This window comes from Nocardioides pantholopis, assembly GCF_003710085.1.
Taxonomy (GTDB): domain Bacteria; phylum Actinomycetota; class Actinomycetes; order Propionibacteriales; family Nocardioidaceae; genus Nocardioides; species Nocardioides pantholopis.
In genome coordinates, this window is the sequence record NZ_CP033324.1 from 2,074,565 (window position 1) to 2,086,459 (window position 11,895).

Annotated in this window: 6 protein-coding genes; 3 read left to right on the forward strand and 3 right to left on the reverse strand. The window is 72.6% G+C overall.

Features of this window, described 5'->3' with window-relative positions; all coding sequences use genetic code 11:
- Window positions 1-20: 20 nt before the first annotated feature.
- Window positions 21-2,765, forward strand: coding sequence for an ATP-binding protein (locus EBO35_RS09950; protein ID WP_122817573.1), 2,745 nt, complete (start codon window positions 21-23; stop codon window positions 2,763-2,765).
- 73 nt (window positions 2,766-2,838) lie between these two features.
- On the opposite strand, the gene EBO35_RS09955 is transcribed toward EBO35_RS09950, so the two are convergent.
- A complete protein-coding gene (locus tag EBO35_RS09955; RefSeq protein ID WP_122817574.1) occupies window positions 2,839-5,085 on the reverse strand; it encodes an LLM class flavin-dependent oxidoreductase in 2,247 nt (748 codons plus the stop codon).
- Window positions 5,086-5,149: 64 nt separating this feature from the next.
- Here EBO35_RS09955 and EBO35_RS09960 point away from each other — a divergent pair, with 64 nt between their 5' ends.
- Entirely contained in the window at window positions 5,150-5,497 is a 348-nt protein-coding gene (locus tag EBO35_RS09960; RefSeq protein WP_206422530.1) for a winged helix-turn-helix transcriptional regulator, read from the forward strand.
- Between the two features lie 251 nt (window positions 5,498-5,748).
- Here EBO35_RS09960 and metH read toward each other — a convergent pair whose 3' ends face one another.
- On the reverse strand, window positions 5,749-9,489 hold the full coding sequence (gene metH / locus EBO35_RS09965) for a methionine synthase (RefSeq protein ID WP_263457627.1): 3,741 nt from the start codon (window positions 9,487-9,489) through the stop codon (window positions 5,749-5,751).
- A 166-nt stretch (window positions 9,490-9,655) separates the two neighbouring features.
- Here metH and EBO35_RS09970 point away from each other — a divergent pair, with 166 nt between their 5' ends.
- Window positions 9,656-10,504: a PAC2 family protein gene (locus EBO35_RS09970; RefSeq protein WP_122817576.1), complete on the forward strand. Its 849-nt coding sequence runs from the start codon at window positions 9,656-9,658 to the stop codon at window positions 10,502-10,504.
- Window positions 10,505-10,644: 140 nt separating this feature from the next.
- Here EBO35_RS09970 and mshC read toward each other — a convergent pair whose 3' ends face one another.
- On the reverse strand, window positions 10,645-11,883 hold the full coding sequence (mshC, locus tag EBO35_RS09975; protein ID WP_122817577.1) for a cysteine--1-D-myo-inosityl 2-amino-2-deoxy-alpha-D-glucopyranoside ligase: 1,239 nt from the start codon (window positions 11,881-11,883) through the stop codon (window positions 10,645-10,647).
- Window positions 11,884-11,895: the final 12 nt, after the last annotated feature.

Consider the following 11,895-nt stretch of genomic DNA (forward strand, 5'->3'; position numbering starts at 1 on the left):
ATCCCAGAGGAGAGCGAACGCTGAGCCACCTCCTAGGCCGCCGCGCGGAGCGCGAGTCGATCGACCACCTGCTCACGCAGGCACGAGCCGGGCGTAGCGGCGCTCTGGTGGTGCGGGGGGAAGCCGGCATCGGCAAGACGGCCCTCGTGGAGCAGGCCTTCGACACAGCGGCCTCGTCGGGCTTCCGGGTCGAGTCCGCGGTGGGGGTGGCGGCTGAGACGCTGTTCGCGTTCGCGGGCCTGCACCAGCTGTGCGGTCCGCTTCTGAGTCGCCTCGATGCGCTGCCCGATCCGCAGCAGGCCGCCCTGGGCGTCGCCTTCGGGTCGCGATCCGGTCCCCCGCCCGATCGCTTCCTGGTCGGGTTGGCGACCCTCAGCTTGCTGGCCGAGGTCGCCGAGGAGCGGCCGCTGTTGTGTCTCGTCGACGATGCGCAATGGCTGGACGAAGCGTCCGCCAAGGTCCTGGCATTCGTGGCGCGACGGTTGTCGGCCGAGCGGGTTGCGCTGCTGTTCGCGCTGCGCGACTCCGGCGAAGCCGACAACTCCCCGTTCCCCGGGTTGCCCGAGCTGCGCCTCGAAGGGCTCGGCGAGGCCGATGCGCAGGGGCTGCTGGCTGCCGCCGTGCCCACGCGGCTCGATGACGCCGTACGGGACCGGATCGTCGCCGAGGCGCGCGGCAACCCCCTGGCCCTGCTCGAGCTGCCCCGCAGCACGCGAGCCGTGCACCTGGCCGGCGGGTTCGAGCCGCCCGACGCGCTGAGCGTCCCTCGGCGTGTCGAGGACAGCTTCCGACGCCGCTCCGCGAGCCTCCCCGCCGAGACCCAGCTGCTGATGCTGGTCGCCGCAGCAGAGCCGACCGGCGATGCGGCGGTGCTGTGGCGCGCGGCCTCCCACCTCGGCATCGCCCCCGAGGCGGCAGCACCTGCGGAGGCCAGCGGTCTGCTGGAGATCGACACCCGCGTGCGGTTCCGTCATCCGCTGGTCCGCTCGGCGGTCTACCAGGGGTCCACACCGCCGGACCGCCGCCGGGCCCACGCCGCGCTCGCGGTGGCCACCGACGCCCACGCCGACCCCGACCGGCGTGCCTGGCACCAAGGGCAGGCCGTGCTGGGCACCGACGAGGAGGCGGCCGCCGACCTCGAAGGCTCGGCCCACCGGGCCCGCGCTCGCGGCGGTATCGCAGCCTCGGCCGCGTTCCTGCAGCGGGCGGCAGAGCTGACGCCGAGTCCGGTCGTGCGGGCGAGGCGGGCCCTGGACGCGGCGACGACCTTGCACGAGGCAGGAGCGTTCGAGGCTGCCCTGGAGCTGCTGACCGTCGCGGCTGCTCAGCCGCTGGACGAGCTGGCACGCGCCCGGCTGCAGCTGCTCCGGGCCACGATCGCCTTCCACCTCACGCGCGGGAACGAGGTGCCCGACCTGATGCTGGAGGCCGCCCGGACGTTCGCGCCGCTGGACGCCTCCCTGTCCCGCGACACCTACCTGGACGCCATCGACGTTGCGCTCATCACCGATGGTCGCGACACGGTCCGGGTCGCGGCAGCTGCCCGGGAGGCTCCCGAACCGGCGACGTCCCCACGGCCCTCGGACCAGCTGCTCGACGGTCTCGTGACGATATTCACGGCTGGGTACGCGGCGGGGGCGCCGACGCTCAGACGCGCATTGCAGGCGTTTCGCGACGAGTCGGACACCGCCCGGACGCCCGGTGGCCAGAGCGACCGCTGGCTGTGGTTGGCCGGTCGCTGCGCGGTCGGCATCCTCGACGACGAGCTCGCCCACGTGCTGGCCAGCCGTCACGTGAACCTGGCTCGCGAGGCCGGTGCCTTGGCCACCCTGCCCGCTGCCCTGAGCTCGATGGCCAACGTCTTGATCCTGAGCGGGGAGCTCGCTCGCGCCGGGGAGCTGGCGGCCGAGTCCGCGGCAATCACGGAGGCCACGGGCGGAGTGCCTCTCCTGCACACACTCGTGGCGCTCGCCGCGTGGCGCGGAGATCAGGCCACCGCCGTCCACCTGAACCAGGAGATGCTCCGGTGTGTCGCCGACCCCGACAGCAGCGACACGGAGGTCGCCGTGGGCCAGTACGCGATGTCCGTGCTGCACAACGGCATGGGCAACTACGCTCAAGCGCTTGCGGCGGCGGGACGGGCAGATGAGACCGGTGAGCTGGGGCTCAGCAACATCGGCCCCCCGGAGCTCATCGAGGCGAGCATGCGTGCCGGCCACCCGGACATCGCGGCGAGCGCCCTGGAGCGATTCGACGCACTCGCTACGGCCTGCAACACCTCCTGGGCGCTCGGCCTCGTGGCCCGATGCCGCGCGCTGACGAGCGCGGGGCCCATCGCCGAGGACCACTATCGTGAGGCGATCGAACGGCTGAGCCAGTCCCGGATGATCGGCGAGACCGCCCGCGCACACCTCGTCTACGGCGAGTGGCTACGCCGGGAGGGCCGTCGCCAGGACGCCCGGGAACAGCTGCGCACCGCGCATCAGCAGCTGTCGGACATAGGGATCGAGGCGTTCGCCGAGCGCGCCGCCCGGGAGCTGCGCGCCACCGGCGAGCGTCCCCGCAAGCCGACCGCTCAGCCGACGGACGCCCTCACCGCCCAGGAGCTGCACATCGCCCGGCTGGTGGCCACCGGCGCGACCTCCCGCGAGGTAGCCGAGCATCTCTTCCTCAGCCCCCGCACGATCGAGGCTCACCTGCGCAACATCTTCCGCAAGTTGGACATCACCTCGCGCCGGCAGCTCAGGGAGCTGCAGTTGCCCTGAGCCGCGGCCGACCGCGGCCTGGGTGGAGTCCCCAGCGATCCGCTTCGTCGCGCGCGGGCCGGGACCAGACGCCTCAGGCAGCCGGGCCCTCGACCGCGTCGGCCGCCGGCTCGATGAAGAAGTTGTCGCGGAACAGGCCGGTGGGGTCGTAGCGACGCTTGAGGTCGCGCAGTCGGGCGAGGTGGGCGGGTGGGAAGGCGCGCTCGAGCCACAGCGGCCCGGTGCCGGTCTCGAAGCTGAGATAGCTGCCGGACAGGTGCGGGACCAGCCGCTCCCAGGCCTCGTCGAACGCCGGGCCGGTGCCGAAGCCGGAGAGCGAGAACGCCGCGCTGCGACCGGCGTACGCAGTGGCTCCGCTCGGTACGTCGGCGACCGCGCCGCCGACGGCGCGGATCGAGAAGAAGTACGACGTGCCCGCGTCGAGCAGCTCGGCTACCTCGGCCGCGAGCTCGGGAGAGAGGTGGTCGGTCAGGCCGGAGTGGGTGTGCGGCTCGCCACTGCCCTGCTGCGGCTCGTCGCTGCTGAACAGCCCCAGCACCTGGTCGTAGGTCGTGAGCACGGCCTGCTGCTGGAGCAGCGGCGCGATCTCGGCGATCGGCTGCAGGCGCTCGATGACGGTGTCGGGGTCCTCGGAGTCGACGACCAGCATCGCCTGGGCGGTCCGCCGCCCGCCCCGCCGCGCGCCGAGGATCACCTGGCCGGTGACGCTGCGGTCCGCGGCCTCGATCTCCCGGCCCCACCGCTCCAGGAAGGTGGCGGTGTCGCTGGCGTCGAAGGCGAGCTGGGCGAAGGCGATCGTGCCGACCCGGGCGGCGGTGAGCTCGAAGGAGGTGGCGACGCCGAAGTTGGCACCCGCGCCGCGCACGCCCCAGAACAGGTCGGGCTCCCGGTCGGCGCTGGTGCGCACGACCCGGCCGTCGGCCAGCACCAGCTCGACAGCTGTCAGGTGGTCGATGGTCAGGCCGTGGCTGCGCGCGAACCAGCCGATCCCGCCGGCGGTCGCGAGCCCGCCGACCCCCACGCCGCCGTAGTCGCCGCTGCTGATCGCCAGCCCGTACGGCGCGAGCGTGCGGGCCACGTCGGCCCACCGGGCGCCGGGGCCGAGCCGGACCCGGCCCGAGTCGGGGTCGAGCACCTCGACGGTGTCGAGCGCGCTGACGTCGATGACGAGCCCGCCATGGTTGAGCGAGCGACCGGAGATGCCGTGCCCGGCGCTGAGGACGCCGAGCGGCAGCTCGCGGTGCTCCCGGGCGACGGCGACCGCGGCCTGCACCTCGGCGACGGTCCGCGGCCGGAGCACGAGACCGGGGGCGCCGCCGCGGAGGTAGCTCGACGTGTAGCGCGCGTACGCCGGGTCGCCCGGCTCGACCGCGCGCTCGGCCAGCTCGGGCGGCAGGTCGTCGTACCCGATGCCGGGGAGCCGCTTGGCCAGGGCGGAGGAGCGCCGGACCCGGCCGCGCTCGCGCACCCCGGTGCTGTCGCGGGCCTCGGCCACCCGCTCGCGCACCTCGCCGGTCAGGGCGGCGAAGCGACGCAGTCCGCCCTCGTCGTCACCCATCACGATGAAGGTGCTGACGCCGTCCTCGAGGGCGAGCCGCACCAGCTCGTCGGCGCCGGTGTCGGGGCTGATGTTGAGCAGCCGCACGACCTCGGCGGGGTCACGGCCGGCCTCCCGGGCCGCCTCGTCGATCACCCGCATGCCGCGCTGGAGGTCGCCGGGCTGGAGGTAGGGCATCGACGGCAGCCAGCCGTCGGCAGCGCGGCCGATCAGGCGCTGCATCCGCGGCTTGAGTGCCCCGAGCCAGATCGGTACGTCGTGCGCGGGGGCCGGGCCGCGCTTGGCGCCGCGGACCCGGTGGTGGGCGCCGTCGACGGCGAGCACCGACCGATCGGCGGTGTCCCAGACGCCGCGGATGATCGTGATCGCCTCGGCGAGCGCGTCCACGGACTCGCCGGGGGTCAGGCGGGTCCCGCCGTACGCCTCGATCGCGTCCCAGAACCCGCCGGCGCCCAGCCCCAGCGCGACCCGGCCGCCGGAGAGCAGGTCGAGGCTGGCCACCGACTTCGCCAGCACGGCGGGCGGGCGCAGCGGCAGGTTGAGCACGTTGCCGGCGAGCTGGATCCGCTCGGTGCGGGCAGCGGCGTACGACATCAGCGTCCAGGTGTCGAGGAAGGACGGCTGGTAGGGGTGGTCCTGGAACGTCGCGAGGTCGTAGCCGAGCTCCTCGCTGAGGAGCGCGAGCTCCACCGGCCGTTGGGGCTTGGTGGCCGCCGGGGTGACGAAGGATCCGAAGCGCAGGGGGTGACCGTAGTCGGGCATGCCACCAGCATCCGTCGTACGACGGCGTAGCGCCAACCCTAGGTAAGGGGGTTACTCTGAGTAAGTGACCGCCCGCAGCCCGCTCCCCCAGCGCCAGCACCTGATCGACGACGCCACCTGCCGCGAGGCCACGGCCGGCCTGGAGTTCGTCGGCCGGCGCTGGACCGGCGCGATCATGCTCGCGCTCGGCCGCGGCGCGTCGCGGTTCGGGGAGATCGAGGCGGCCGTCGACGGACTCTCCGCACGCCTGCTCACCGCCCGACTGCGCGAGCTGGAGACCCACGACATCGTCGAGCGCGAGGTCATCCCGACGACGCCGGTCTCGGTGCGCTACCGGCTCACCCCGCGCGGCCGCGACCTGCTGGCGGCGATGCAGCCGCTGGTGGCCTACCACCTGCGCTGGGGCGACTGACGGATCCGTGCTGCTCGACGGTCGGTCCGCAGAGCAGCTGCCCCCCGTCCTCGGCCGCGCCTCCCCCGCTGGCTCCGGCCCACGTGTGGGCCGGAGCATCTCCAAGGGCCCGCACGCCCCAGCCTGGTCTGCCTGGTCTGCCGGCCAGGTCCCGGAGGGCCGACGCCGGGGCTGCCGATTGTGCACATTCGGCGGCATTTCCGGCCTGGCGACTGCCGTTTGTCACCAATCGGCACGCCTCGGCGGCCGGCTCAGTCGTCGGGGTCGTAGCCCAGGTTCGGGGAGAGCCACTTCTCGGCCTCGGCGAGGGTCCAGCCCTTGCGCTCGGCGTAGTCGGCGACCTGGTCGCGCCCGAGGCGGCCCACCACGAAGTACTGCGACTCCGGGTGGGAGAAGTACCAGCCGGAGACCGCGGCACCGGGCCACATCGCCATCGACTCGGTCAGCTCGATGCCGGCGCGCTGCTCGACGTCCAGCAACGACCACAGGGTGCGCTTCTCGGTGTGCTCGGGGCAGGCCGGGTAGCCCGGCGCGGGCCGGATGCCGGTGTAGCGCTCGGCGATCAGGTCCTCGTTGGACAGCGACTCGGTCGGCTGGTGGCCCCAGAACTCGGTACGCACCCGCTCGTGCAGCCGCTCGGCGAACGCCTCGGCGAGCCGGTCGGCCAGGGACTCCAGGAGGATCGCGGAGTAGTCGTCCTGCGCGGCCTTGAACGCCGCGATCCGGTCCTGCGAGCCCAGGCCCGCCGTGACCGCGAACGCGCCGACGTGGTCGGCGAGGCCGGTCTCGGCCGGCGCGACGTAGTCGCCCAGCGACCGGTTCGGGATCCCGGGCCGGTGCTGGCTCTGCTGGCGCAGGTTGTGCAGCGTGCTGAGCTCGGTCTCGCGGGAGTCGTCGCTGTAGAGGACGATGTCGTCGCCGACGGCGTTGGCGGGGAAGAACCCGAAGACGGCGTTCGCGGTCAGCCAGCCCTCCGCGACGATCCGGTCGAGCATCGCCTGGGCGTCGTCGTACAGGGCTCGCGCCGCCTCCCCCGCGGCCGGGTTGTTGAGGATGTCGGGGAACCGGCCCTTCATCTCCCAGGCGTTGAAGAACGGCTGCCAGTCGATGTACTCGCGCAGCTCGGCGAGGTCGTAGCCCTCCAGGACGTGGATCCCGGGCTGCCGCGGCGCGGGCGGCTGGTAGCCGGTCCAGTCGATCGGTGTGCGGTTCGCGCGGGCCGCCTCGAGCGTGAGCATCGGGCGGTCGTGCTTGGCGGCGTGCCGCTCGCGCAGCGAGTCGTAGTCGGCCTTGAGGTCGGCGAGCAGCTTCGGCCGCTGGGCGTCGCTGAGCAGCGCGGCCAGGGTCGGGACCGAGCGGGAGGCGTCCTTGACCCAGACCACCGGCGCGTCGTACTTGCCGTCCACCTTGACGGCGGTGTGCGCCCGCGACGTCGTCGCGCCGCCGATCATCAGCGGGATCGTGAACCCGCGGCGCTGCATCTCCGCGGCGACGCCGACCATCTCGTCCAGCGACGGCGTGATCAACCCGGACAGTCCGACGGCGTCCGCGCCGACCTCCTGGGCGGTGTCGAGGATCTTCTGCGCCGGCACCATCACGCCGAGATCGATGACCTCGAAGTTGTTGCACTGCAGCACCACGCCGACGATGTTCTTGCCGATGTCGTGGACATCGCCCTTGACCGTCGCCATCACGATCGTGCCGTTGGTGTCCTTGGCCGTGGCGTACTGGGGGTTGTCGAGCTTCTCCTGCTCGATGAACGGGATCAGGTAGGCCACTGCCTTCTTCATCACCCGTGCGGACTTCACGACCTGGGGCAGGAACATCTTGCCGGCGCCGAACAGGTCGCCGACCACGTTCATGCCGTCCATCAGCGGCCCCTCGATCACCTCGATCGGCCGTCCACTGCGGGCGGCGATCTCGGCGCGCAGCTCCTCGGTGTCGGCCTCGACGTGCGCGTCGATGCCCTTCACCAGCGCGTGCGTGATCCGCTCGCCGACCGGGAGCGAGCGCCACTCGGCGGCGGCCGCCTCGACCTGCTCACCGGCGCGGTTGTGGGTCTCGGCGATCTCCAGCAGCCGCTCCGCGGCGTCCGGGCGCCGGTTCAGCACGACGTCCTCGATGCGCTCGCGCAGCTCCGGGTCGACTTGGTCGTAGACCACCAGCGCCCCGGCGTTCACGATGCCCATGTCCAGCCCGGCGGCGATCGCGTGGAAGAGGAACACCGCGTGGATGGCCTCCCGGACCGGGTTGTTGCCGCGGAAGGAGAAGCTCACGTTGGAGATGCCGCCGGAGATCTTCGCGCCGGGCAGGTTCTGCTTGATCCAGCGGGTCGCGTCGATGAAGTCCTGGCCGTACGTCGCGTGCTCCTCGATGCCGGTGGCGATCGCGAAGACGTTCGGGTCGAAGATGATGTCCTCGGCCGGGAAGCCCACCTGGTCGACCAGGATCCGGTAGGCCCGCTCGCAGATCGCCTTGCGGCGCTCGAGGTTGTCGGCCTGGCCGTCCTCGTCGAAGGCCATCACGACCACTGCCGCGCCGTACTGCTTGCACAGGCGGGCGTGGGCGACGAACGCCTCCTCGCCCTCCTTCATCGAGATCGAGTTGACGATGGCCTTGCCCTGGATGTTCTTCAGGCCGGCCTCGATGACCTCCCACTTCGAGGAGTCGACCATCACCGGGACTCGGCTGATGTCGGGCTCGCTCGCGACCAGCTTCGTGAAGCGGTCCATGGCGGCGACGCCGTCGATCATCCCCTCGTCCATGTTGATGTCGATGACCTGCGCGCCGTTCTCGACCTGCTGGCCGGCCACGGAGAGGGCTGCGTCGTAGTCGCCGGCCTTGATCAGGTTGCGGAACCGCGCGGAGCCGGTGATGTTGGTGCGCTCGCCGACGTTGACGAACAGGCTGTCCTCGGTGACCGTGAACGGCTCCAGGCCCGAGAGTCGCAGGGCGGGCTCGGCGGTGACCGGCTCGCGGCCGGGCCGGTCCGCGACGGCGGCGGCGATCGCCGCGATGTGCTCGGGCGTGGTGCCGCAGCAGCCGCCGACGAGGTTGACGAACCCGGCGTCGGCGAACTCCGCCACCACGGCCGCGGTCTCCTCGGCTGCCTCGTCGTACTCCCCGAACGCGTTGGGCAGGCCGGCGTTGGGATAGCAGGACACGAACGTGTCCGCGAGCCGGGAGAGCTCGGCGATGTAGGGGCGCATCTCCCGGGCGCCGAGCGCGCAGTTCAGGCCCACCGCGAGCGGGCGGGCGTGGCGCACCGAGTTCCAGAACGCCTCGGTGGTCTGCCCGGACAGGGTTCGGCCGGAGGCGTCGGTGATGGTGCCGGAGATGATCACCGGCCAGCGGCGCCCGGTCTCCTCGAAGAGCGTCTCGACCGCGAAGATCGCGGCCTTGGCGTTGAGGGTGTCGAAGATCGTCTCGATCACCAGCAGGTCCGCGCCGCCGTCGACGAGCCCCCGGGCTGCGGTGAGGTACGCCGCGGCGAGCTGGTCGTAGGAGACGTTGCGGGCCCCCGGGTCGTTGACGTCCGGGGAGATCGAGGCGGTCCGGGTGGTCGGGCCCAGGGCGCCGGCGACGTACCGGGGCCGCTGCGGCGTCGACGCGGCGTCGGCGGCCTCGCGGGCCAGCCGCGCGGCGGCGTGGTTGAGCTCGTAGGCGAGCTCCTCCATGCCGTAGTCGGCCAGGGACACGGCGTTGGCGTTGAAGGTGTTGGTCTCGATGATGTCCGCGCCGGACTCGAGGTACTCGGCGTGGATGTCGCGGATGATCGCAGGCTGGGTGAGCGTGAGCAGGTCGTTGTTGCCCTGCACGTCGCTGGGCCAGTCGCGGAACCGCTCGCCGCGGTAGCCGGCCTCGTCGGGGCGATCGCGCTGGATCGCGGTGCCCATCGCGCCGTCGAGGACCATGATCCGCTCGCGCAGGGTCGCGGTCAGCGCCTCGGTGGGATCCGGGCGCCAGGACGCTTCGACGTTGGTGGGGCTCACACTCGCTCCTTCTCGGGCCGCCGCGGCCCGGGCACCGTCCAGCGTAGAAGCGCGTCCGCGTGACGGACACGACTTCCACATCGTGACACCGGCGCCGGGGGCCGGCGAAATCGCGGAACCGACGGTTGCCGGGGCCGCGGTGCACCACCCGAACTAGGCTGACCGGGTGATCGAGATCGAGGACGCCCCCGGCCTGGTCGAGCCCGTGGTCATCGCCGCCTTCGAGGGCTGGAACGACGCCGCCGACGCGGCCTCGGCGGTCGTCGACCACCTGATGACCGTCTGGAACGCCCGGGTGGTCGGCGCGATCGACCCCGAGGACTTCTACGACTTCCAGGTGAACCGGCCGGTCGTCGGCACCGACGAGCACGGTCACCGCCGGCTGAGCTGGCCGACGACCCGGATCGCGATCGCCTCTCCGCCGGACCTGGACCGGGACGTGATCCTGGTGCGCGGCATCGAGCCGAACATGCGCTGGCGGCAGTTCTGCGCCGAGATCCTGGCCGCCTGCGACGACCTCGGCGGGGAGCTGGTCATCACGCTCGGCGCGCTGCTCGCCGACACCCCCCACACCCGGCCCATCCCCGTCACCGGCACCGCCACCGAGCCCGAGCTGGTCGACCGGCTCAAGCTCGACCCGGCGACGTACGAGGGCCCGACCGGTGTGCTCGGCGTGCTCCAGGACGCCTGCACGCTCCTGGACATCCCGTCGGTGTCGTACTGGGCCGCCGTCCCGCACTACGTCGCCCAGCCGCCGTGCCCCAAGGCCACGCTGGCGCTGATCGGCCAGCTCGAGGACCTCCTCGAGGTCAGCATCCCGCTCGGCGACCTCCCCGAGGACGCCCGCGCCTGGGAGCGCGGCGTCGACGAGCTCGCCGAGGAGGACGAGGACGTCGCCGACTACGTCCGGGCGCTGGAGGAGACCCGCGACACCACCGACCTGCCGGAGGCCTCCGGCGAGGCCATCGCGCGGGAGTTCGAGCGGTACCTCAAGCGGCGGCAAGACGACGGCTGAGGGTGCCGGCTCGCGGTGATCGGGCTGCCGTTTGATGACAAACGGCAGAGGAACCGGCCTCCGCAGCGTCGTTTGTCATCAAACGACAGGCCCCCGGCCCGGTCAGGTACGCCGGGCCCAGCGCCTCAGAGCCCAGCGCCTCAGAGCGACAGACCGAGCGCGGCGTCCAGCAGCGCCAGCATGGTGACGGCGGCGTCGGGGTCGCTGTTCTCGGCCAACCCGTCGGTGCCGAGGGTGGCGCGGACCCAGGCGTCGACGGCGGCGATGGCGCGCGGGGCGTCCAGGTCGCTGGCGAGGGCGGTGAGCACCTCGGTGACCACCGGCGCGGCCGGGGCGCCGGCGCCCAGCGCCAGGGCCCGACGCCAGTCGGCGATCGTGTCGACGGCGTCCCACAGCTCGGCGTCGGTCCACTCCCAGTCGGCGCGGTAGTGGTGGCGCAGCAGCGCGAGGCGGATCGCCATCGGGTCGACGTCGCTGTTGCGCAGCGCCGAGACGAACACCAGGTTGCCGCGCGACTTCGACATCTTCTCGCCGTCGTAGCCGACCATGCCGGCGTGGGCGTAGACCTTCGCGAACGCCGTGCCCGGCTCGGCGACCTGGGCGTGGCCGGCGCACATCTCGTGGTGCGGGAAGATCAGGTCGCTGCCGCCGCCCTGGACGTCGAAGGCCGCGCCGAGGTACTCCAGCGCGATCGCTGTGCACTCGACGTGCCATCCCGGGCGGCCCGGCCCGAACGGGCTCGGCCAGGACGGCTCGCCGGGGCGCTCGCCGCGCCAGACGACGCAGTCGAGGGGGTCCTTCTTGCCGGGCCGGTCAGGGTCGCCGCCGCGCTCGGGGAAGAGCCGCAGCATCGTGTCGCGGTCCAGCCGCGACTCGGCGCCGAACGCCGGGTCCGCGGTCACGGACATGTAGAGGTCGTCCTCGACGCGGTAGATCGCGCCGACCTCCTGCAGCCGCTCGATCAGCGAGACCACGAGCGGGATCGACTCCACAGCGCCGATGTAGTGGTCGGGGGCGAGCACCCGCAGCGCGGTCATGTCCTGGCGGAACAGCTCGGTCTCGCGCTCGGCCAGCTCGACCCAGTCGACCTTGACCTTCGTGGCGCGCTCCAGGAGCGGGTCGTCGACGTCGGTCACGTTCTGCACGTACCTGACCTCGTGGCCGGCGTTGCGCCAGGCCCGGTTGAGCAGGTCGAAGCCGAGGTACGTCGCGGCGTGCCCCAGGTGCGTGGCGTCGTAGGGCGTGATGCCGCAGACGTACATCCGGGCCGCCCCCTCGGGGCGCGTGGTCACCAGCGTCCCGGTGGCGGTGTCGTGGAGAGCGACCGGTGGGCCCTGGACGGGCAGGACAGGGATCTCCGGGGACGGCCAGGAACGCATGTCCCGAACTCT